The sequence below is a fragment of the Arthrobacter sp. genome (genome assembly GCF_031179385.1).
In the GTDB taxonomy this organism is placed as follows: domain Bacteria; phylum Actinomycetota; class Actinomycetes; order Actinomycetales; family Micrococcaceae; genus Arthrobacter_D.
Window position 1 is genome coordinate 1 of sequence record NZ_JAPSHV010000043.1, and the last position, 21,814, is coordinate 21,814.

General features: G+C 65.2%; 24 protein-coding genes. 13 read left to right on the plus strand and 11 right to left on the minus strand.

What is annotated here, in order from left to right:
* From RIF85_RS08080 to RIF85_RS08105, 6 genes are all read left to right on the plus strand, one after another.
* Nucleotides 1–1,238: hypothetical protein (locus RIF85_RS08080; RefSeq protein ID WP_309071398.1), on the plus strand; the 1,238-nt coding region annotated here is incomplete at its 5' end.
* Nucleotides 1,239–1,243: 5 nt separating this feature from the next.
* Complete coding sequence (locus tag RIF85_RS08085) at nucleotides 1,244–1,921, plus strand: DUF4129 domain-containing protein (RefSeq protein WP_309071399.1); 678 nt, start codon at nucleotides 1,244–1,246, stop codon at nucleotides 1,919–1,921.
* Nucleotides 1,918–3,162: a DUF4350 domain-containing protein gene (locus RIF85_RS08090; protein ID WP_309071400.1), complete on the plus strand. Its 1,245-nt coding sequence runs from the start codon at nucleotides 1,918–1,920 to the stop codon at nucleotides 3,160–3,162. The genes RIF85_RS08085 and RIF85_RS08090 overlap by 4 nt, the downstream gene beginning before the upstream one ends.
* Complete coding sequence (locus RIF85_RS08095) at nucleotides 3,159–4,208, plus strand: MoxR family ATPase (RefSeq protein ID WP_309071401.1); 1,050 nt, start codon at nucleotides 3,159–3,161, stop codon at nucleotides 4,206–4,208. Before RIF85_RS08090 ends, RIF85_RS08095 begins: the two co-directional genes overlap by 4 nt.
* 16 nt (nucleotides 4,209–4,224) lie before the next feature.
* Nucleotides 4,225–5,517 (plus strand): DUF58 domain-containing protein, encoded by a 1,293-nt coding sequence (locus tag RIF85_RS08100; protein WP_309071402.1) that lies wholly within the window; start codon nucleotides 4,225–4,227, stop codon nucleotides 5,515–5,517.
* A gap of 89 nt (nucleotides 5,518–5,606) precedes the next feature.
* Entirely contained in the window at nucleotides 5,607–6,281 is a 675-nt protein-coding gene (locus tag RIF85_RS08105; RefSeq protein ID WP_309071403.1) for a DUF4166 domain-containing protein, read from the plus strand.
* A gap of 3 nt (nucleotides 6,282–6,284) precedes the next feature.
* Here the strand turns inward: RIF85_RS08105 and RIF85_RS08110 are convergent, their stop codons facing one another.
* The 4 genes from RIF85_RS08110 to RIF85_RS08125 are packed head-to-tail and all read right to left on the minus strand — an operon-like array spanning nucleotide 6,285 to nucleotide 10,103.
* A complete protein-coding gene (locus RIF85_RS08110; protein WP_309071404.1) occupies nucleotides 6,285–7,340 on the minus strand; it encodes a hypothetical protein in 1,056 nt (351 codons plus the stop codon).
* A complete protein-coding gene (locus tag RIF85_RS08115) occupies nucleotides 7,330–7,695 on the minus strand; it encodes a chorismate mutase (protein ID WP_309071405.1) in 366 nt (121 codons plus the stop codon). Before RIF85_RS08115 ends, RIF85_RS08110 begins: the two co-directional genes overlap by 11 nt.
* 60 nt (nucleotides 7,696–7,755) lie before the next feature.
* Nucleotides 7,756–8,895, minus strand: a complete 1,140-nt coding sequence (mnmA, locus tag RIF85_RS08120; RefSeq protein WP_309071406.1) for a tRNA 2-thiouridine(34) synthase MnmA — start codon at nucleotides 8,893–8,895, stop codon at nucleotides 7,756–7,758.
* Nucleotides 8,892–10,103, minus strand: a complete 1,212-nt coding sequence (locus tag RIF85_RS08125; protein ID WP_309071407.1) for a cysteine desulfurase family protein — start codon at nucleotides 10,101–10,103, stop codon at nucleotides 8,892–8,894. The genes mnmA and RIF85_RS08125 overlap by 4 nt, the downstream gene beginning before the upstream one ends.
* A gap of 96 nt (nucleotides 10,104–10,199) precedes the next feature.
* On the opposite strand from RIF85_RS08125, the gene folP reads away from it, so the two are divergent.
* Nucleotides 10,200–11,129, plus strand: a complete 930-nt coding sequence (folP, locus tag RIF85_RS08130) for a dihydropteroate synthase (protein WP_309071408.1) — start codon at nucleotides 10,200–10,202, stop codon at nucleotides 11,127–11,129.
* Complete coding sequence (locus RIF85_RS08135; protein ID WP_309071409.1) at nucleotides 11,126–11,872, plus strand: pyrimidine reductase family protein; 747 nt, start codon at nucleotides 11,126–11,128, stop codon at nucleotides 11,870–11,872. The genes folP and RIF85_RS08135 overlap by 4 nt, the downstream gene beginning before the upstream one ends.
* On the opposite strand, the gene RIF85_RS08140 is transcribed toward RIF85_RS08135, so the two are convergent.
* The 3 genes from RIF85_RS08140 to RIF85_RS08150 form a co-directional block, all read right to left on the minus strand.
* Complete coding sequence (locus tag RIF85_RS08140; RefSeq protein ID WP_309071410.1) at nucleotides 11,869–12,588, minus strand: hypothetical protein; 720 nt, start codon at nucleotides 12,586–12,588, stop codon at nucleotides 11,869–11,871. The genes RIF85_RS08135 and RIF85_RS08140 overlap by 4 nt on opposite strands.
* A gap of 96 nt (nucleotides 12,589–12,684) precedes the next feature.
* The gene (locus RIF85_RS08145; RefSeq protein ID WP_309071411.1) at nucleotides 12,685–13,578 is read right to left on the minus strand and encodes a diacylglycerol kinase family protein; all 894 of its coding nucleotides are present in this window, start codon (nucleotides 13,576–13,578) and stop codon (nucleotides 12,685–12,687) included.
* Entirely contained in the window at nucleotides 13,575–13,715 is a 141-nt protein-coding gene (locus RIF85_RS08150; RefSeq protein WP_309071412.1) for a hypothetical protein, read from the minus strand. The genes RIF85_RS08145 and RIF85_RS08150 overlap by 4 nt, the downstream gene beginning before the upstream one ends.
* Before the next feature lie 106 nt (nucleotides 13,716–13,821).
* On the opposite strand from RIF85_RS08150, the gene RIF85_RS08155 reads away from it, so the two are divergent.
* The 5 genes from RIF85_RS08155 to RIF85_RS08175 all read left to right on the plus strand — a co-directional run bounded on the left by RIF85_RS08155 (nucleotide 13,822) and on the right by RIF85_RS08175 (nucleotide 17,664).
* A complete protein-coding gene (locus tag RIF85_RS08155) occupies nucleotides 13,822–14,748 on the plus strand; it encodes a J domain-containing protein (RefSeq protein ID WP_309071413.1) in 927 nt (308 codons plus the stop codon).
* 9 nt (nucleotides 14,749–14,757) lie between these two features.
* Nucleotides 14,758–15,252 (plus strand): tRNA (cytidine(34)-2'-O)-methyltransferase, encoded by a 495-nt coding sequence (locus RIF85_RS08160; protein ID WP_309071414.1) that lies wholly within the window; start codon nucleotides 14,758–14,760, stop codon nucleotides 15,250–15,252.
* On the plus strand, nucleotides 15,249–16,046 hold the full coding sequence (locus tag RIF85_RS08165) for a methyltransferase domain-containing protein (RefSeq protein ID WP_309071415.1): 798 nt from the start codon (nucleotides 15,249–15,251) through the stop codon (nucleotides 16,044–16,046). Before RIF85_RS08160 ends, RIF85_RS08165 begins: the two co-directional genes overlap by 4 nt.
* 192 nt (nucleotides 16,047–16,238) lie before the next feature.
* Nucleotides 16,239–16,856 (plus strand): ECF RNA polymerase sigma factor SigK, encoded by a 618-nt coding sequence (gene sigK, locus RIF85_RS08170; protein WP_309071416.1) that lies wholly within the window; start codon nucleotides 16,239–16,241, stop codon nucleotides 16,854–16,856.
* Nucleotides 16,857–16,872: 16 nt separating this feature from the next.
* Nucleotides 16,873–17,664, plus strand: coding sequence for an anti-sigma factor (locus tag RIF85_RS08175; protein ID WP_309071417.1), 792 nt, complete (start codon nucleotides 16,873–16,875; stop codon nucleotides 17,662–17,664).
* Here the strand turns inward: RIF85_RS08175 and RIF85_RS08180 are convergent, their stop codons facing one another.
* From RIF85_RS08180 to RIF85_RS08195, 4 genes are all read right to left on the minus strand, one after another.
* On the minus strand, nucleotides 17,665–18,423 hold the full coding sequence (locus RIF85_RS08180; protein ID WP_309071418.1) for a PIG-L deacetylase family protein: 759 nt from the start codon (nucleotides 18,421–18,423) through the stop codon (nucleotides 17,665–17,667).
* Between the two features lies 1 nt (nucleotide 18,424).
* Nucleotides 18,425–19,372, minus strand: coding sequence for an electron transfer flavoprotein subunit alpha/FixB family protein (locus RIF85_RS08185; protein WP_309071419.1), 948 nt, complete (start codon nucleotides 19,370–19,372; stop codon nucleotides 18,425–18,427).
* A gap of 44 nt (nucleotides 19,373–19,416) precedes the next feature.
* The gene (locus RIF85_RS08190; RefSeq protein WP_309071420.1) at nucleotides 19,417–20,235 is read right to left on the minus strand and encodes an electron transfer flavoprotein subunit beta/FixA family protein; all 819 of its coding nucleotides are present in this window, start codon (nucleotides 20,233–20,235) and stop codon (nucleotides 19,417–19,419) included.
* A 130-nt stretch (nucleotides 20,236–20,365) separates the two neighbouring features.
* A partial coding sequence (locus RIF85_RS08195; RefSeq protein ID WP_309071421.1) for a trypsin-like peptidase domain-containing protein occupies nucleotides 20,366–21,814 on the minus strand: 1,449 nt, incomplete at its 5' end.

Here is a 21,814-nt window from a genome sequence, read left to right on the forward strand (position 1 = left end):
GCGGGAACGTCCCGGGAGGGAATCCAGAGGACCGGCCATGGCAGTCCCCGTCCGGGCAGCCCCAGTGGGGCCAGAACCAGCAACAGCCTCAGTGGGGCCAGAACCAGCAACAGCCTCAGTGGGGCCAGAACCAGCAACAGCCTCAGTGGGGCCAACAGCCCGGATGGCCGGTCCCTCCGCCCGGCCACTTCCACGGATATCAGGCACCACCGAAGCCCGGCATCATTCCCCTGCGCCCGCTGGGTCTCGGCGAGATACTTGACGGCGCATTCCAGGCCTGCCGCCGCAATCCCCTCTCGACCTTCGGAACGGCGATCCTGTTCCAGGTGATCGTCGCTGTTCTCACTGTTCTGCTGACCATCGGCCTGACAGGATCACTAGCTACCTTCGATCCGATCACGGCATCGTCGGCAGAAGTGACCGGGCTGGTAGCCTCGGCGCTTTCGGTCGGTTCCGTTCTGATCCTTCTGACATCGGTGGGTGTCCTCATCCTGCAGGGCGTCCTGATTATTCCGATCGCCCGGGCGGTACTCGATGAACGAACAGGGTTTGCGGAGCTATGGAAGCTCGCCGGCCGCCGTATCCTCCCGTTGATCGGCCTCGGAGCAATCCTTTTCCTTTTGTGGACGGTTTCAGTCGTCGTCCTCGTACTCATCCTGGTGGGGTTGTCGCTGGCACTCGAAGACGCTGCTATTGCCATCGTGATCATTGGTGTCCTTGCAGCAGTCGCCGCTGCAATCTGGCTCAACATCAAGTGGGTCATGGCTCCCGCCGCCCTGATGCTGGAAGGAGTCGGCCCCATAGCAGCGCTTCGCCGGTCCTGGACACTCACAACCGGCAACTGGTGGCGGACCTTTGGCATCCTCGTGCTGACATCCATCATCGTTTCGATCATCACCCAGGTTGTGGCCGCGCCCGTCTCGTTCCTCGCTTTCGGATTCGGGTCCTTCTCCACCGCGCCCGCGTCGACGGAAGCGGCGCTGCTCGAGTCCCTTCCGGTGCTGTTGATTGCCCAGGCAGTGACAGCTGTCTTCACCGCAGTCGGCTTCGCGTTCCAGGCGGGCGTCACAGCCCTGCTCTACGTGGACCTCCGGATACGGCGGGAGGGGTTCGACATCGTCCTGTTGCGCGAGAACGAGGCCCGGGCAAAGGGCACTTACTCCCCCATCCCGGGGCAGTCAGCAGGCGGCCCTGGAGCTTCCGCTCCCCCGCCCCCTCGCAGCGGACCGGAAATTTGAGCTTCATGCAGGCCGGACCCGAGTCACGGCTCCTTCCGTCCACCGTGCCACTTCAACCGGACGACGACGAAGCCCGCCGGCTCCTTCAGGACGAGCTCGCAAAAGGCATCTACCAGGAAGCTGAACCTTCCCTGTTGGAACGCGCGTGGACAGCGTTCCTCAACTGGCTGGGCGAGCTCCTCGGTCAGATCCGCAGCGTTGACGCCGGATTAGGGACGATCCTGCTTGCGGTGGGCGCCGTCGTCGTTATTGCTGTAGCTATTCTCCTGATCAAACCGCGATTGAACGCCAGAAGGCGCCCCGAGCCGTCGGTCTTTCAGGCATCAGCCCGCAGCTCTGCGCAGACGCACCGGGCTGCTGCCGACGCGGCTGCCCGGAACAGCCAGTGGGATGAGGCTCTGACTGAACGTTTCCGCGCCATTACCCGCTCTGCCGAGGAGCGGGTAATCATCGACGAGCAGGCCGGACGCACCGCTGTCGAGGTGGCCCGGCAGCTGCAGGACCTCTTCAATGCTCAATCAGGCGATCTCGACTGGTTGGCGCTCCGCTTCAACGAGGTGCATTACGGCGCGCGCCCTGCAACCCAGGGCGATTACCAGCGAACAGTGGAGCTCGATCAGGTGCTGCTCCGTTCACAACCCCGGCACCGGGCCGTAAGCCAGCAGTGGACGGTGCCGGTATGAGCAGCGTCATCCAGTCGGGTCCACCTGCACACGAGCTGCCTCCGAAGAAAATCGAACAGGAGGCCGGCAACGAGATCATGGGGGACGGCGGTAGCGCGCGTTCGACCGTTCTGGACAGGCTCACCCGGGCACGAGGGTGGATTGCTCTCGGTGTTCTCCTTGGGATCGTCGTCGTCATCGGTGTTGTGTTCGCGGGTTCCGGCGCGCAGGATCCGCTTTCGCCCGACAACGCTGCCCCGGAGGGAGCGCGGGCGGTGGCGGAGGTCCTCCGCGACGAGGGGGTAGTGGTTGTCCGTGCGGAATCGCTGGAGGATGCCATCGACCGGCTGGAGGGGCCGGACGACACGCTGCTCCTGCACGATCCCAATACCTGGCTCACTGCGGGGCAGCTCGGAAACATCGGGGGCCTTGCCGACCGCACCGTCCTGATCGAACCGAGCCTGGGCATGCTGACGCAGCTCGCAAACGGAATAAGGTCTGCCGGAGTTGTGCCTGCGGACGTCGAGGAGCCTCTGCAGGCAGCGTGCGCTGATCCCGATGCCCGAGCCGCTGCGGCTGTGAGTCCGGGTGGATTGTCCTATCGAGGCGCGGTGACCTGCTTTCCGCTTCCCGGGGGCGAAGGCGGACGTCCGGCCGGAGTATTCGCGACTACCGCAGACGCAAGGGTGGCCGTCCTGGGTAACGGCGACATCATCAGCAACGGTTTCATTGACGAGCAGGGCAACGCAGCGCTTGCACTTCGGGTTCTGGGCAGCACGTCCACCCTCGTCTGGTACCAGCCCACGGAAAACGACCTCGCCATAAGTTCCGGACCGGTTGATCCGCTGAGCCTGCTGCCGGACTTCGTCAATCCGTTGATGATCTGGCTGTTGATCACCGCCCTGCTCGCCATCCTTTGGCGAGGCCGCCGCTTGGGACCGCTGGTCACGGAGCCGCTGCCCGTCGTCGTGCGCTCTGCTGAAACCGCCGCCGGACGTGCACGCCTTTACCAGGATGCGGGGTCGGTGGACCACGCCGTCCAGACCCTTCGCGCGGCCACTCTGAATCGCCTGGCCTCAGCCCTGCGCATACCGCCCTCCAGCAGCAGGGCGACCGTTGTTGCCGCTGCTGCACAGAAGACCGGCCGGGAGTTTGGCGACCTCGACCAGCTGCTCAACTCCTACAGCCCACGCTCCGATGCCCAGTTGGTGCAGTGGAGCCAGGAATTGGAAAAACTCGAACAGGAGATCCGTCGTTCATGAATCAGCACCCCCAGCACACGCCAGCTCCCCCGGCGTACCAGCCTGGAGCCAATGGAGCTTCACAGGTGACGCCGTCGTCGGGCGAGGCGTCCCGGGCGGACCCAACACGCCGAGCCCTCGTTGCAGTCCGCGAAGAGGTGGCCAAAGCCGTCGTCGGGCAGGACGCGGCAGTTACCGGCCTATTAATTGCTCTCCTCGCGAAGGGGCACGTCCTGCTGGAGGGCGTACCGGGTGTGGCAAAGACCCTGTTGGTCCGGAGTGTTTCCGCGGCCCTGAGCCTCGATACCAAGCGGGTCCAGTTCACCCCGGACCTCATGCCGGGTGATGTGACCGGATCCCTGATCTTTGAATCCCGCACGGCTGAGTTCACGTTCCGCGAGGGTCCCGTCTTCACCAACATCCTCCTCGCGGACGAGATCAACCGCACCCCGCCCAAGACACAGGCGGCTCTGCTTGAGGCGATGGAGGAGAGGCAGGTATCCGTAGACGGCGTGAGCCGGCCCCTGCCGGAGCCTTTCATCGTGGCGGCGACCCAGAATCCCGTGGAATATGAGGGTACGTACCCGCTTCCCGAGGCCCAACTGGACCGCTTCCTCTTGAAGCTGACCCTTCCGTTGCCCGGGCGCGATGATGAGATCGAGGTTATTCGACGGCACAGCGCGGGATTCGATCCGCGCGACCTCAATGCTGCAGGCGTGCGAGCTGTCGCCGGTGAGAGTGACCTTGCGGCAGCAAGGCAGGCAGTTCAGCGGGTGGGCATGGCGCCGGAGGTGTTGAGCTACATCGTCGACCTCGTGCGGGCCACCCGTACTGCGCCCTCATTCCAGCTCGGAGTCTCACCCCGTGGGGCCACGGCCTTGCTGAACACCTCCCGGGCGTGGGCCTGGCTGTCCGGCCGCGACTTCGTCACGCCTGATGACGTCAAGGCCCTGGCTCTACCCGCCCTCCGGCACCGGGTGGCGCTGCGCCCTGAAGCGCAGATGGACGGCGTGAGCGTCGACTCCGTGCTGGGGAACATCTTGGCAACCGTTCCCGTGCCGAGGTAGTCGTGAGCTTCCCAACATGAGTATCACTGCCCGCCTCGTCCTCCTGGCCGTTCTCGGCGTCATTCCGGTGATCCTCTATCCGGGCGCTGTGTCTATCGCTGTGTGGCTCGCGCTTCTTGTTGCGGGCTGCGTCGTCGATTTGGTGCTCGCCGCTTCTCCCCGTGCGATTGGCCTCCAGCGCAAGCTTCCGGAAACCGTCCGTCTCACCGAGGAGACAACGAGCACCCTGACGGTACGCAATCACGCCAGGCGGACGTTTCGGGGCTGGATACGTGAGGGGTGGCAACCTTCAGCCGGTGCCCAGAATCCGGTGCACCACCTGAGCATTCCTGCAGGCGAAGGCCGCAACCTACAGGTCCGGTTGGTCCCCCGTCGTCGCGGCGACCTATCCGTTCACCACGTGACCATCCGCAGTGCCGGCCCTCTCGGATTGGCTGCCCGGCAGGTTACCATTCCGATGCCCGGCACCCTACGGGTGTTGCCGCCGTTTCATTCCAAACGGCTCCTGCCGTCGAAGTTGAGGCGGTTGCGTGAACTCGATGGCCGCGCCGCAGTGCAGATCCGTGGTGCCGGCACTGAATTCGATTCGCTGCGGGACTACGTCCGCGGGGATGACGTCCGGTCCATTGACTGGCGCGCGTCAGCTCGCCGACGGGATACGGTGGTGCGAACCTGGCGACCCGAACGTGACCGCAGGGTGGTGATCGTGCTCGACACCTCCCGCACCTCGGCAGCACGGATCGAGGATGAGCCCCGTCTGGACACGGGAATCGAATCGTCTCTCCTCCTGTCGGTGCTGGCCCAGCGCGGCGGGGACCGTGTGGACTTTCTCGCTTTCGACCGGCGTCCTCGTGCACGGGTGGAATCGGCGGCCAAGGGGAATATGCTCGCTTCGCTCGTGTCGGCGATGGCTCCGCTGGAGTCAGAGCTCATTGAAGCCGACTTTTCGCGGATTCCATCACAGGTGCGCTCCATCTCCGCGCACCGCAGCCTGGTGGTACTCCTAACCGCACTCGATTCGGGCGCAGTGGAGGAAGGCCTGCTTCCCATGCTTCCATCCCTCACCGCACAGCACGTGGTCGTCGTTGGATCTGTGCGGGACCCGCATCTCGATGAGCTGCGCAGTCAGCGAGGCACCGCCGCGGAGACCTACCGGGCTGCAGCCGCGGAACGCGCGCTCCTGGACCGGGCTGCCATCAAGGAGCGGCTTCGGCAGCTCGGCGCCGAAGTAGTGGACGAGCCTCCCCACGAGCTTCCGTCGAAGCTGGCTGATGTCTACATTCGTCTCAAAGCGACCGGGCGCCTGTGAATGCTGGGAAGCGAACCATAAGCCCCCCCGAGTCCTGCACGCTTCCCTGCCTGCACCCCCATAGACCGAAAATTCCGAAGGAGAAGTGTATGACGCCGTCGGTGTACCAGCGCGCGCTCGGAGCGGAGTTCGGACGCCTGCAACCGGAGCTCCAGGAGTACTTCAGCCTGAACGAGGGCTCCCATGCATTCGGCCTTGGCTGCGGCGTCTTTACGGTAGCGGGGAGTCCTGCCCCTCTCGTGAGGCCCTTTTTCGCGTTGGCTGCGAAGGAAAACAGCTTCTTCCCCGAGTACGAGAACGACGTCGAGTTCACGGTGCGGAACTGGGCCCATTCCGATCCGTACGGCAGGCCCTCCCTGACCGCGCGCCGCGACATCTCGTTCAGCAGCGTATCCCGAGTGTTCGAAGACACCACGTCCTGGGCCGGGGACAGCCTGGTCGACTACCTCGGGCGTCATCGCCGCATGGCCACGGCGCTGACCTGCGAGGTGACGACCGACGGCCATATGCGAATGATCTCGTCAGCAACGCGCCTGTTCGCCGGCCGGCTGAGACTGCGGCTGCCCGACGTGGTCGGCGCACAGGCGTACATGGAGCAGTGGTGGGACGGCGCCGAGAACCGGTTCCGCATCAAGACGAACGTCCTGCACCGGCAGCTCGGGCCAGTCCTGGTGTACGCCGGGTGGTTCACCTATGACCTGGTTGCTTACGACGGCGGCCTGCCCGCTGACGTCGCCCCGGCACGGTGGGAGCCGCGAACCTGAGCGTCAGGCGTCGGCGATGGCCTGGTTGAGCGCGTCGGCGCTCTGGTGAAGGTGGGAGAGCACGCGGCGGCTGTGATCCGCCCCGCGCTCCGCAAGGTTTCCGGAGGGGACAAGCCGGATTGATCCGAGCGACTGAAGGGCCAGTCCGAGTCCCCGCCACGGCCGCAGAAGCGCATCGGCTGTTTCCTGCACACGCAGGGGCTTGCGGCCGGGCACCTGTACACCCGCCCACAGGGTGCGTCCCGCCTCGACCAGTTCGGCTATCGCTTCCCAGTCCCGGTTGGTCACTCCGCTGACCGGGACAGCGAATCCCACGTCGGGCACGCGCTGAAGCAGCGCTATCTGTTCCGCTTCACTCAGGGAAAGCACGACGGCGGCAGCCCCGGCTGCGCGCGCGCCCTCGGCCAGCAGCGTCCAGGCTTCGATGACTTCCTGCTCCCCTACGGCGCGGAGGGTCCGGTATCCGCTGGCGGTCGGGATGGCACCTTGCAGGACTTCCGCAATTTCGGGTTCGTCCAGCTGGAGAGTGAGGGCAGCCCCGGGACTGGCCGCAGCGGCCCGAGCCAGAAGCGATCCGACGCCGTCGATCAGTGCGTCGCGGAGGTCACGCCTGGCGCCGTGGTCCAGCAGGGCTCGTTCACCGCTGTGCAGGTGCAGGTTGGCCGCGAGGGACAGCGGTCCCCGACAGTGCACCTTGAGTTCATGGGTGGGACGCTCCTCGGCCCCCACGAGATCCGCGAGGACGTTGAAGTCTGTGGAGAGCGCTGACACCGCCCGCCGGATATCCCGTCCGGGGCGGTCAACGAGTCTCCAGCCATGCGGCTGCAGATCGACCGGAAGTTCCGGCAGCAGTCCGGCGGTCCTGCCGACCTCGTCACTGCCTACACCGCGTTCGGGAAGGGATGGCAGGAACGGCAGGTTCGGGCTGCCCAGCTCACCGCGGATGATCCGCAGCGCTTCGACCGGATCCTGGCCCGGCCAGTCACCGAGGGCGGTGACCGTCACCGCGCCGGAGTCGGGCACAACGGCGTGCGACGCCGCAGCGGGATCAAGCACCATCGCGCGAGGAGTGGTTCTGTGAGATGTCCTGATGATGGCGAATGACCTCGGAGATGATGAAGTTCAGGAACTTCTCGGCAAAGGCCGGATCAAGGTGGGCTTCTTCCGCGAGCGCCCGCAGCCGCGCGATCTGCGCGGCTTCACGAGCGGGATCAGCTGGAGGAAGCTTGTGCTCAGCCTTCAGATGACCCACCCGCTGGGTTGCCTTGAACCGTTCAGCCAGCAGATAGACCAGGGTCGCGTCGATGTTGTCGATGCTGCCCCGAACTGAGAGCAGTTCTTCCATGACGGCGGGGTCGACCTCACCGGCGATTGAACTCGCCGCGGGGTCGAAGCGCCGGGTTTTCTCAGTCATGGTTCCAGTTAAGCAGAACCGGCAGACGCACAGCGCATTGTGTCCCGGGACGCCGAAGGGTCAGCGCGCTGCCGCAAGGTCCGGCCGCTCAAGCGAGCGGGCGGAATCCAGCGTCGCCTGCCCCAGCACGCGGGTGCCCTGGTAGATGACCACTGTCTGTCCGGGAGCGACACCGCGCATCGGCTCGATCAACCGCACCACGAGACTCTGGCGACCATCGTCGTCGTACTCTACCTGCGCGCGGGCGTCCACGGGGTCACCGTGGGCGCGCACCTGGGCCATGCAGTCGAACTCCTCCCCGCTTTCGACGGCGGGAATGGGCAGACCCGCCCAGGAGACCTTGATGCCCCGCAGCTGATCGACCGCGAGCATGCGCTCCGGACCGACGACTACCGTGTTTTCCTTCGGTCGGATTTCAAGCACGAATCGGGGCTTTCCGTCCGGTGCCGGGCGTCCTAGTTTCAGGCCCTTACGCTGCCCGACGGTGAAGGCGTTCGCTCCCGGATGGGTGCCGATGGTTTCGCCGTCCACATCGACGATGTTGCCCTCGGTGAGCTCGATGCGTTCCTCCAGCCAGCCGCGCGTGTCGCCGTCGGGGATGAAACAGATGTCATGGCTGTCGGGCTTGTTGGCGACCGACAGGCCCCGCCGCTCAGCCTCCGCGCGCACCTCGGCCTTGGACGGCGTGTCCGCGAGCGGGAACATCGAGTGCTTCAGCTGCTCATGCGTGAGAACGCCCAGGACGTAGGACTGGTCCTTTGCCCAGTCGGCCGCACGGTGCAGCTCCCGGCTGCCGTCGGCATTCTCTATCACCTTCGCGTAGTGGCCGGTGCAGACGGCGTCGAACCCGAGGGCTAGCGCTTTTTCCAGCAGCGCAGCGAACTTGATCCGCTCGTTGCACCGCATGCATGGGTTGGGGGTACGACCGGCGGCGTACTCGGCGATGAAGTCGTCAACCACGTCCTCCTTGAACCGCTCGGAGAAGTCCCAGACGTAGTACGGGATGCCGAGGATGTCGCAGGCACGCCAGGCGTCCCGGCTGTCCTCGATGGTGCAGCATCCACGGCTTCCGGTTCGTAGGGTTCCCGGCATCCGGGATAGCGCTAGATGAACACCGACGACGTCGTGCCCCGCCTCAACGGCGCGGGCAGCCGCGACGGCCGAATCGACTCCGCCGCTCATCGCTGCGAGTACCTTCATGAACTGAAACCCGTTCCTGCTGTCTGGATGGATGATGCGTGGCCGGACATCCCCGCCTTCCGCGCACGCTCGTACGCGTCGGGCAACGCGGCCACCAAGGTGTCAACGTCTTCAGGCGTCGATGTATGCCCGAGGCTGAAACGCTGGGCACCACGCGCCTCGGTTTCGGTCAGCCCCATGGCCAGGAGGACGTGCGATGGCCGCGGCACTCCGGCGGTGCAGGCAGACCCTGTGGAGGACTCCACTCCCGCCACGTCGAGCAGGAAGAGCAGCGAGTCTCCCTCGCATCCCGGGAAGGTGAAGTGGGCGTTTCCCGGCAGCCGCTGTGTGCGCGGGCCCCTCAGGACAGCTTCCGGAACAACGCGTTCGACGCCGGAAATCAGCTGGTCGCGCAGACCGGAAATACGTGCGGACTCAACTGAGAGGTTGGTGACGACGTCGTCGGCTGCTGCTGCGAAGGCGGCGATGCCCGCGGCGTCAAGGGTGCCCGATCGGATGTCGCGCTCCTGTCCGCCACCGTGCTGGACAGGGGTCAGTTTCACTGCCCGACCCACCAGCAAGGCTCCGACACCTACAGGGCCTCCGATCTTGTGCCCGCTGATCGCCATGGTGGCAAGTCCGGAATCCGCAAAGGACACCGGAACTGACCCGAACGCCTGAACAGCGTCGGAGTGCACGGGGATGCCGTGGCAGGCAGCGGCAGCGGCAATGTCCGCTATGGGCTGGAGCGCGCCCACCTCGTTGTTGGCCCACATGACGGTGACCAGCGCGATCTCGTCGGCGGCGGCGGCGAGCTCCCGCTCGAGCACGTCCATCCGGACGATCCCCTCGTCGGTGACCGGCAACCAGGTAACTTCGGCGCCTTCGTGACGTTCCAGCCACTCGACGGTGTCCTGAACGGCGTGATGTTCGACGGCGCTGCACAGTATCCGTAGGCGGCGCGGGTCCACGTCGCGGCGGGCCCAGAAGAGACCCTTGACGGCGAGGTTGTCCGCTTCGGTTCCGCCGGAGGTGAAGATGACTTCCGAGGGATGCGCGCCGGCGGCCCGCGCAATGGTTTCCCGGGAGTCCTCGACCACCCGGCGGGCACGGCGGCCCGAGCCGTGCAGCGACGAGGGGTTGCCGCTACGGCTGAGTTCGGTGGTGAGAGCGGCGAGCGCGGGCGCCGAGAGGGGCGTGGTCGCCGCGTGGTCAAGGTACACGGGCACCCCGCAATTCTATCGTTGGGTGTCGCCAAAGCCGAACGGGCCTGTGAGTTGTCTCCCCCGGGAGGAACGGTCAGGAACGCCTGATAGAAATAAGCTGTGGAAAAGCTCCCCGTGCGCACAGGCGCCCAGTTCATTCCCCAACTGCTGCACGCCAGGCATGACTTCGGATCACGGGTCCTTGATTTCGACAACCAGATCGCCCTCATGGCCATCATCAACCGCACTCCTGATTCGTTTTACGACGGCGGACGCACCTTTGCGCTGGAGGCTGCGGTGGACGCGTCACTTCAGGCAGTCGCCGACGGCGCGGACTGGGTTGACATCGGCGGGGCGCCCTTCGCTCCTGGGCCTGCGATACCGGCCGCCGAGGAAGCTGACCGTATTGTTCCTGTCATCCAGGCCGTGCGGGAAGCCTCCGACGTCGTCATCTCAGCGGACACGTTCCTCCCGGAGGTGGCGGAACAGGCAATCATGGCCGGCGCCAACGTCGTCAATGACACCACCGGCCTGCGCAACCGCGATCTTGCCGCGGTGATCTCGCAGACGGGCGCCCACGTCGTGATCACTCACAGTCTGGCCGAACCGAGGACCGTTCTTGGCCGGCCGAACTACACCGACGTGGTGACCGAGGTAGCCGACTTCCTCGTGCGCCAGGTTGAGCTCGCGGTTTCCCTGGGTATCAGTGAGGACCGGATCCTGGTTGATCCCGGCCACGATCTGAACAAGAACACGATGCACTCCCTTGAGATCACACGGCGGTTCTCAGAAATCGCCGGACTCGGGTACCCGACCCTTGCGGCTGTATCCAACAAGGACTTCATCGGTGAAACCCTGGATCGGCCGAAGAAGGCCCGGGATGAGGGTTCCCTCGCTGCAGCTGTCATGTGCGCGCTCGGCGGGGCGAGGATTCTCCGGATGCATAACGTCACTGCCGCGCGGTCCACCATCAATCTGATCGAAGCAGCGATGGGGTGGCGTGAGCCGGTCTACCTCCGGCACAACATGGGAGAGTTCAACCAGCCATGATCAACCAGGTCCTCCCGGCGGGTGCCGTCGATCGGACAGACGAGGATCTGCTCGCCCTGTACGCTTACCCGGCCCACAGCCCATGGGTACGTTTCAACTTCATCGCCAGTCTCGACGGGTCCGCAACACACCAAGGCGTTTCCGCACCCCTGGGCAACGAGGGCGACCGCCGTTTGTTTGGTCTCCTCCGCAGGTTGTGCGACGTCATCCTGGTGGGAGCAGGGACGGTGCGGGCCGAGGGATACGCGGGACCGCTCGTCAGCGAAGAGGACACCCGGTGGCGCGTAGCTCACGGGATGTCCGGCCATCCGGCGCTCGCGATCATCTCCGGCACTCTCGGGCTGGATCGGGACAGCGAGCTTTTCCAACGGTCTCCGGTTCGCCCGGTTCTGTTCACAGCAGCGACTGCGAACCCGGAGCGGGTGCGATCACTCTCCGAAGTGGCCGACGTCGTCGTCGTGGGTGAGGACCGCATCGATTCCCGTACCTGCGCAGACTGGCTCCATAGCCGCGGGTTGGGACGGATACTGTGCGAAGGCGGACCGGGCATCTTCGGAGGGTTCATCGCCGAGGACTCCGTCAATGAGCTGTGCCTTTCCGTGAGCCCCCTGTTGACCGGCGGCGAGGGCACCCGCATTTCGGCCGGCGCTGACAACCCGCAACTGCGAGCGATGACGCTTGCCTCACTGCTTGAATCGAACTCCGCCCTCTTCGGTCGCTGGGTGAGGTCGGGCGGGGCCTAGCCCGGCGGAACAACCGAGATTCGGTTCCGGATGTCTGCGACGGCGGCTGTGAGATTTTCGTCCGACGGGCAAGACACGACGAACGCCAACCCCGTGCCGGTGGCGTGAAAGAGCCGCAGCGAAATCGCGCTGGCGGGCGTATCCCCCGTCGCCTCCTGGATGTACGTCAGGAACTCGACTGAGGCCTTCGATTCGCCCGCGGACTCTCCCCACAGCCATTCCGTGATGACCAGATATTCGGGCAGGATACTCGGGTCCATGAAGCGGAACAGAGCCTCGGTGGACGCGCGGTCGTCGCCGTCGACCAGGAGCGGACCCTGAGCGGGTGTGTATCGCAGCGACGCAGTACATCCGGACTCGCTGACGTAGACGGACTCCCCGTTGACGAGCAGCTTCTTCTGGGTCCAGCCCGGGGTGCGGGTGATGCCGTCGGAGAACGCGACCATATCCGCCTGCTCGATGTACCCACCGCGGTCAAACGTCATGTCGTTGCCCACGATGTCGGCGCGGGGAAGCGGGGGAAGTTCGGGCGGACCGGAAGCCTCCGCCGCTGCGTTGTCCACCGGCGCAGGCTGCACCGGCGCCGTCGTGCTGCTGGCGGGGGTCTCAGCACCCGGCATCACCGGCACTTCTATACGGCACCCGGCGAGCACCGGAGCAAGGCAGAGCAGGACCAGGCACGCCGGAAGCGGTCTATTGCGCCATGTCTGCACCACGCACTCCCTAACGTCTGGACCTTCCGAATTGCCCTGCCCACTCTACCGAGCGCGGTGCATGGCACCCATGGGGAGGCGTGCCCATACGGTTTGTTCCTACGGCGCGAGCACCCTGAGCGCCCGCGGCACAACGTCGATCTGCACCGGGCCGTCCCCGACCGGCTCGCCATCGGCAAACAGTTCGACGTCCCGCACCTCAAGCTCAACCGACGACACCCGGCGAATGTGGACTGCCCGCAACCGAACATGCCCGCCGGAGAAGAGGAGCGGAAACAGCATAAGAAGACGCAGGCGCGGCAGCGGGTCAATCACGAGGAGGTCCAGTTGACCGTCATCCGGGCGTGCATCAGGTGCGATCAACATGCCCCCGCCGATGGAGCGCATGTTTGCGATGCAGACAAGTACCGCGTGCGGATCGGTCCGGTGGCCGTCGGCGCTCAACCGATACTGCGGCGGCCGGAAGAATGGCAGCTCGCGGAACAGCGCCAGAACGTACCGCGCCCGCCCCCGCGGCCAGGACCAGCGGTTCGCCCGGGCGTTCACCACCGCATCCAATCCTGCCGAACAGGCGGCCGCAAACCAGACGTCGGGGCGGTCGGAGCCGCGAATCCGTCCGAGGTCAATTAACCGCGAATCGCCGGTCAGCGACTTCAAAATGACGGCGAGCGCGGCCGACGGCGAGCCGAGCGGAACGCCCAGAGACCGCGCGATGTCATTGCCCGTGCCCGCCGGAATGATGCCCAGCGGCACACTGGTACCGGCGAGCGCATTGATCGCCACATGCACGAGACCGTCTCCGCCGATTGCGATGAGTCCGTCCGGGTCTCCCGCGAGCGCTGTCTCAAGCTCGGCCTGCAGAGATGAAAGGCCCTGTAGCCCCACCACCCGAAGCGTGTGGCCGGAAGCCTCCAGCCCGGCCAGCGTACCGGGCATTGCGCGTGCGCCTGCGCCGGATCCCGCCGTCGGGTTCACTGCAAGGACAAGCCTCACCGGACTACCCTGCCGTGTGGCTCCGCGATGACCATCGCCTGTGAAGCGTCGACGAAGCGGGCTCTTCCACAGTCCTCCCGCTCGCCGCTCAGCCCGTACCAGTCCAACCTGCTCGGTGCCTGATCCTTGCCCGCCATGCTTTCGATGCTATCGGCCCATTTGCCGGAGGTGGACGCACCGTTTACAGTCAAGCGCGGAACCTGCGAACACCGTTCCCGATCCCCTTCCGGATGAAAGGCCACCATGGCAGCCCCCGAACGCACGTACTACGCCGTGCTTGGGGTGAGCAGGAGTGCGACCGCGAAGGAGATCAAGGACGCCTACCGCCGGGCTGCGCGGACGGCCCATCCTGATGCCGGCGGAAGTGCGGAACTGTTCCATGACGTGGCCGTGGCCTATGAGATGCTTGCCGATCCCGAACGCCGCCGGCGCTACGACCGCACACTCGGAGTTGAGGATCCGCTGCCCGATGCCCGGCCGAGATCCAACTCTTCCCGGCCATCGCGGCCCGCTCCATCCGAGGATCACGCCCTGCCGCCCCGGTATGAGCCCCCGTACGACGGCGGCGCAACAGCCGGTCCGGTCCCGCTCACCCTCGCGCAGCAGCAGGTTCACGGTACAGCCCGTCAACCGGGCGCCCTTGCCCGCCTTCGCCCCGGGGCGACGGCGCGATACGACGGGGAACGCGCCACTGCACGCCTCGTCGAGGGCAGCCTGCTGCCCGGCTTCCCTGCCGCGCGGCTCGTCAACGGGCTGGCGTTCGGCGGCGGAGTCGAAGTAGGGCATGCGCTGTTGGCCGGCTACCGCATCGCCGTGGTGGACTCACTCGTGGCGCCGCCGGGGAACTACTCCTGGGACGGACACCGGCTGCGGCACCGCGGGCGGCAGGCCGGCGATGTGCGCATCACCCAGACGGTGCGTCAGGTGCAGGACCTGTTCCCCGAGTGCAACGTGCGCGGCTGGTTGGTGCTTCACGGCAGGCTGGACAATCCGTTCGAGCCGATTGTCGATTACCCGCCCTCCCTCGACCGCTCGGCACTGGCGTCCGTGCACGTCGCCAATGCCGGGACGCTCCTCCGGGAGCTACGGCGCTTCCTGTCCGAGGGTCCTCAGCCCAACACTGTGCAGGTGCCGGTGCTTGCGAGGCTGCTCGACGCGGCCGGACGCTAGGATTGCACAGTGTTCCGCATCCTCTTCTACACGCCCGAAATTCCCGGCAATACCGGCAACGCCATTCGGCTGGCTGCGGTCACCGGAGCTGAGCTCCATCTGGTGGAACCGCTGGGCTTCGACCTTGATGACACGAAGCTCCGACGGGCCGGGCTGGACTACCACGACCTCGCCGTACTGACGGTTCACCCGGACCTCGATACAGCGCTCGGCGTGCTCCGGCCTGAGAGGCTCTTTGCCTATACCTCCGAGGGAACAGTCACTTACTCAGATATCCAGTACCGGCCAGGTGATGTCCTGCTGTTCGGGCCGGAATCTGTCGGGCTTCCCCTCGAGGTGAAGAACCACCCCGCCGTGACAGCCAGGGTGCGCCTCCCCATGCTGCCTTCACGCCGGTCCCTGAATCTGGCCAACTCGGCATCGATCGTGGTGTACGAAGCATGGCGCCAGCAGGGGTTCGGGGGCGCACAGGATGTGCAACCCGTCGCAAAGGAGCACTCATGACCGGCGTAGGTAACCTTTTCGACGACGGCGCGGAGCATTTTGAGCGCCTGGCACCCGTTCTGTGGAACACCATGGGAAACGTGCTGGTGGCCGCCGCGGACCTACACCTGGGACACAGAGTTCTGGACGCGTGCTGCGGCAGCGGTTCGGGTACCATTCCCGCCGCACAGGAGGTGGGTCCCGAAGGACGGGTGGACGCTGTGGACCTGTCTGTCGAGCTGCTTGCACTCGCCGAAGCAAAGGCAGCCGCGCTGGATCTCAGCTCGATCAACTTCGTGAACGCAGACGCCTCCACCTGGACCTCGGGCGAACCCTATGATGCAGTGCTGTGCGGGTATGGCCTCTTCTTCCTTCCCGACATGGCTGCCGGCGCCGTCCACCTCGCGTCGCAGTTGCGCAGCGGCGGCAAGCTGGCGGTGAGCACCTGGCAGGAACACGCCCACGAACCCTTCGCATCGCTCCTGCGCGAGGTGTGCTTCGAGGAACAGCCGCAGTTGCGGGAAGCTGCTGTCCCCAAACCGACACGCCAGATGGCAGAGGTCGCATCGGCCGAGAAACTGCATGCTTTCCTCACCACAGTGGGGTTCGAGTCGATTGAGGTACACGAGACGCCCCTGCAGGTACCGCTCGACGCCGAACTGGCCTGGACGCTGGTACTCGGCACGGGGTACCGCTTCATGCTGCCGTCCGACCCGGACGGCAGGGAACGGGTACGAACGCGGTTCCTCGAAAGCCTGGGACAGGACATGACCCTCAACGCTGACTCGTTGATCGCCGTCGCGACCCGCTCCTAGCCCCCAGCGTAGGCCGACCCATCCGTTTCGCCCGCCGTTTCGAATGAGGGGTAGTACCGGCAGCAGGCCGGTGAAGACTGGCGCAGAAACGGGCGGTGCAGCATGGGCGGAACGGTGGTTGGTCACGTACTGACCCGCGCGGCCGCTCGACCTGTTCGGGATACCCGGCGGGGCGCTTTATGCTTGAAACCTATGGATACGCCACGTGTGAGCCGGATAACGCCCGCCAGGTCGGACCCCGACCAGGCTGCCGGTGAATCCTCAGGAGCGGTTGACCTCGCTGATCTTCTAGCGCGGGTCGCCCTGCAGGACCAGAGCGCCTTTGCTGAGTTCTATGCACAGACCTCCCGCAGGGTTTACGGCCTCGCCCGACGAGTGCTCATCGATCCCGAACTCAGTGAGGACACAACGCAGGAGGTTTACCTGCAGGTGTGGAACATGGCCGACCGTTTCAACCCGGACGCCGGCAGCCCTATGGCTTGGCTCATGACTCTGGCGCATCGCCGGGCCGTGGACAGAGTGCGCTCCGAACAGAGCTCCACCGACCGGGAGGCTCGGTACGGAGCGGCGATGCAGGTGAAGGACCATGACGACGTCGTCGATACAGTGACGCAGCGCCTGGAGGCCGAAGCTGTGGTCCAGTGTCTGGAAACACTGACGAAGACGCAGCAGGAGTCCGTTCGGCTCGCTTATTACGGCGGCCTGACGTATCGCGAAGTGGCAGAAAAACTTGGCGTGGCGGTGCCCACGATCAAGTCGAGAATCAGGGACGGACTGATTCGGTTGAAAACATGTTTGGGGGTGAACTGAGATGCAGGACAAGGAAATGAACAAGCACTTTACAGATGATCTCCGGCAGGACCTGGCCAAAGGCCTGGTCGCCGAGTGGGCCGAGATGTACGCCCTGGATGCTGTGACTGACGAGGAGCGCACCACACTCGAGGACTACATCTCAGACGCCGCTCCCGAGGTACGCGAGACCTTCCACCGCCGGGTCCGCTCGACACGTGAGGCACTGGCGCAGTCGTTCGCAACCCATGAGGAAGAACCCCCCGCCGACCTGCTCTCACGCATTGTTGCGAATCTTCCGGCTGACGGACCGTCAGCTGCCGAGCCGGCAGGCGCTTCAGCGACGGATGAGTTGAGCGCACGCCGCAACGCGCGCCGGGGCCAGTCCCCGGCCGCGAGGTGGCTGCTCGCCGCCGCGGCTGCAGTGGTCGTTGCCGTCGGCGGTGTCACTGTGGCGCAGAACCTGCAGCCACCATCAGTTCAGGAGCAAGTTCTGCAGGCGGACGACGTCCAGCGCGAAGAGGTTGAGATCGGTGACACCGGTACCGCTGTACTGGCGTTCTCGGAGTCCCGGGATGCAGCCGTCGTTACCCTGGACGGTGTGCCGTCCCCGCCGGAAGGCAAGGTCTACCAGATGTGGCGGGTCCCTGCTGACGGTGCTTCCCCTGAATCGCTGGGGACGATGACCGGCGAGGACGTCGCCCATACCGAGCTGGCTATCGAAGGCATCAACACCTACAGCGGACTTGCGATTACTGTGGAGCCGGAAGGCGGATCTGAGACGCCGACCCTTCCGATCGTCGTGCAGATTCCTTTCGGGGACGCCTAGTCAGAAACCGGCAATCGTCTCGTCAGTGTTGATAGGCACAACCTGGAAGACTTCCGCGCTGCGCCCTTCCGGCAGACCGCCACGGCGAGCATTGGCGGCGAGAAACCCCCGGACTGCGCTGTCCATGCGCTCGATGTCAGGGTGCTGGCTGGCGTGGAACCGCAGAGCCCGCATCTTGTCTTCCACGTGGTCGGTCACGTCGACGAAGTGGTTTTCGAGTTGGGTGGGCCCGCCGAAGAACCAAAGCCACGGCACCCGGTAGGCGTCGAGTCCCCGGGCGGCGAGTTCAGGGAAGGCGTACGGATTTTCCACGGCCGGATAGATCGCGCGCGTGACCGCTTCCCCGCATGCGAGGTGATCCGGATGGCTTTTCTGAATTCGCTCCCAGTTGCGCTCAGGGTGCATGGAGAGGACTACCTGCGGACGCACCGTTCGAATGAGTTCAACAACGCTCGCAACGAGCTCTTGGCTAGGCTCCAGATAGCCATCCCGATGACCAAGAAAATGCACATTCTCAACACCGACCAGACGCGCAGCGGCGCGCTGCTCCTCGCGACGCAACTCCACGATGTCGGGCCGGTGCTCGTCGGAAAATCCCCCGGCATCACCGTCGGTCATGATGCAGTACTCAACGACGACGCCGCCCGCACGCCATCGTGCGACCGTCCCCGCCGCACCGAAATCAATGTCATCCGGGTGCGCTACGAAACAGAGAACACGGCTCACGCCGTCCAACGACTGTTCAGGGACTTTGGCCATTTCAGCTCTGGCGCTTCTTGATTTCTTCGGTCGCTTGCGGCAGGACGGTTGCCAGGTCTCCCACAACGCCGAAGTCGGCGATCTCGAACACCGGGGCATCCGGATCCTTGTTGACTGCGACGATCACCTTCGCGGTCTGCATTCCTGCCTTCTGCTGGATAGCACCCGAGATACCAGCCGAAATGTAGAGCTGCGGGGAGACCGTCTTGCCGGTCTGGCCGATTTGAGCCGAATGATCGATCCACCCGGCGTCGGTCGCTGCCCTTGACGCCCCGACAGCTGCACCCAACGCATCCGCGAGGTCTTCGACGGGACCAAAGTTACCGTCCACTCCCCTGCCGCCGGCCACCACGATCCGGGCTTCATCCAACGACGGCCTGCCGCTCGCAGTCTTTTCGGTCCGTCCTGTAATGCGTGCGGCCGCGTCCGGCACTGCCACGTCCACCGTGCGTATTTCGGGCGCGGAACCGCCCTCCGGGTTTGCAACCTCGATGGTATTGGCCTTGACCGTGATGATGGGACGTCCGGTCGTCACGGCGCAGTTCACGCTGTATGACCCTGCGAAGACCGATTTCGTCGCACTGAAGTCCTCATTCACCGCTACTGCATCAGTGATGACGCCCGAGGACAGACGGATACCGGTCCGTGCTGCGATCTCCTTGGCTTCGAACGTGTTGCCGAGGAGCACGGCGTCGGCCTGTGATTCCTGGGCCGCTGCGGCGAGGAATGCGGCTTTCCCTGCCACCAGCAGCTCACCAAGCCCATCGGATGAAGGACGGTAGACGGTCCCTGCGCCGTAAGCGCCAAGCTCCGCTGCAACGCCGTCGGTCAGGTCACCGAGCACCGCGGCCGCCGGCTCGCCGAGGCTTCCCGCAAGGGTCAACAGTTCTCGATCGGTCTTGTGCAGGTTCTTACCGGGCGTGTCGATGTATACGAGGACTTTTGCCATACCAAAGGCTCCTTGAAGAGTTGTGTCGCTGGGAGGCTCTGCGGTCAGAGCAGCTTTTGCTCGGCGAGGAAGTCAACCAGCCGGCGTCCGGCGTCGCCTTCGTCGGTGATGATGACGCCTTGCGAGCGCGGCGGGCGCTGCTGCGCCTCATTGACCCGGGTCCAGGCACCTGTGAACCCGACCTCCGAAGCCTCCAGTCCGACGTCGGCCAGACCGAGGGTGGTGATCTGCTTCTTCTTGGCCGCCATGATGCCCTTGAAGTTCGGGTACCGCGGCTCATTGATCTGGTCCGTAACCGAGACGACTGCCGGAAGATTGCTTTCCACGGTCTCGGCCACATTGTCGCTCTCGCGCTGCGCCGTGAGCTGCCAGGCGCCGCCGTCGTGCTGCAGTTCCAGTTTCGAGGCGAACGTGACCTGCGGAAGGTTGAGCAGTTCAGCGAGCTGTGCCGGGACAAGGGAGGTCTCCCCGTCGGTGGAGGCCATGCCGGTCACCACCAGATCGACGTCGCCAAGATGGCGCACGACGGCGGCGAGGGCACGCGACGTGCCGGAGGCATCCGATCCGGCCAGGGCGTCGTCACTGAGATGGACGCCCTCGTGGGCACCGATTTGCAGGGCCTTCTTCACGGCATTGACCGCCTGCGACGGACCCATTGTGACGGCCGTGACTTTGTGGTCCGTTCCACCCAGGGCTTCCACCAGCTGCAGTGCCGCTTCGAGAGCGTACTCATCGAGTTCCGACAGGATGCTTTCCGAGCGATCGGTGGTGTTGTGCTCTCCGTTGAGGTGACGGTCGAACTGCGCATCCGGTACGTGCTTCACCAACACTGCGATATTCAGCGCGGAATGTGTCTCGTCCATTGGTGCCTTTCCTCCGGCTAGTAGCTGCCCGCACACAAGCTAACCACACAGGCATGCCGTTTACCGCAGCTATATGACGAAGCAGCAGCCCCCTCGAACGGGGGCTGCTGCTCGGTGGTTTTCGCTTGCTCTAGGCGGGTGCCTGTCCGACCGTGACATCGAGGGTCAGGGTCTCCTCACCGCGTTTCAGTTCCACCTGGGTGGACTCCCCTTCGGCGAGCATCCGTACCGCTGCGGTCAGGGACTTCGGATCCTCAATCGACAAGTCGCCGACTCGGGTGATGATGTCCCCTTCCCTGATACCGGCGGATTCTGCCGGGCTGCCGGCCTCGACGGACTGGACCTGGGCGCCGACGGAGAAGGAACTGCCCTCCCCGCTGCCGGATGCGGCGCCGACACTCACCCCGAGGAACCCGTGGGTCGCCTCGCCGTTGGCGATAATTTCCTCAGCCACGCGCTTCGCGTAGTTGATCGGGATCGAGAATCCGACGCCGATGTTGCCGGCGCTCTCGCCCGTTCCGGCCGACGCGATTGCCACGTTCACGCCGATGATGTGGCCCTGTGAATCGACCAGCGCTCCTCCGGAGTTCCCCTGGTTGATCGCCGCGTCGGTTTGAATCACATTGAGGTAGATCGAACCCTGGCCTCCCTGCTGCGGCGCCTGGGAGCCGTCAGGCGGGAGGAAGTTGAATCCGTCGCCCGGATCCTGCTCGGGTGCATCGGCCTGTTCTTCCGGAACCGCCGAGGACTGCACGCTGATGGTCCTGTTGAGGGTCGACACGATGCCGTCCGTGACGGTTCCGCTGAGACCAAGGGGTGCGCCGATCGCGATGGCGACGTCTCCCACGTTCAGTTCGGAGGAGTCCGCCAGTGTTGCCGGCTGGAGGTCCGGAGCGTCGATCTTGATCACTGCAAGGTCGGAGAGCGGGTCTGTTCCGACGATCTCTGCCGGGAAAACCCGCCCGTCATTGGTTCGGACTTCTACTGCCGCGTCTGCAACCTGGCCGCCGAGGGTCACCACGTGCGTGTTGGTGAGAATGTGGCCCTCCGCGTCGAGAATGATGCCCGACCCGGATCCCCCGGAACCGCCGCCGTTGACGGAGATAGTCACTACGCTGGGCGAGGCTTTGGCAGCAGCGCCAGTGATTTCGTTGACGTTCTCGGTGTCGTTGACCACAACGGACTGCGCCTGCGAGCCGCCGTTGTTTGAGGCCGGGTCGCCGGAGTCCAGCAGCGCGTCGGCACCGACAGCGACGCCACCGCCGAGGAGGCCCGCAACGAGCATTCCCGTAATGAACGTGCCTGTTCCCACCCGCTTCTTGGACTCGCGCTTCTTCGGGGGTCCGCCGGGGGTGGCGTAGGGTCCATATCCATTCGCCGTGCCCTGCGGCCGTGGATGTGCCGCGAAGGAGTCCCCGCGTTCCTGTCCGGTTGTGTCGATCGGCGCCGTGAGGGGGTGGGCCTGATGCTGTTGCGTGGGCGGGATATTTGGGTTGTGGCTGGGGGGATTCTGCGGGCGGGGTGGAAGCGGTCCATCGTACGACCCGTTGTTCTCGGTCATCGTTTGTCCTTTCACTGG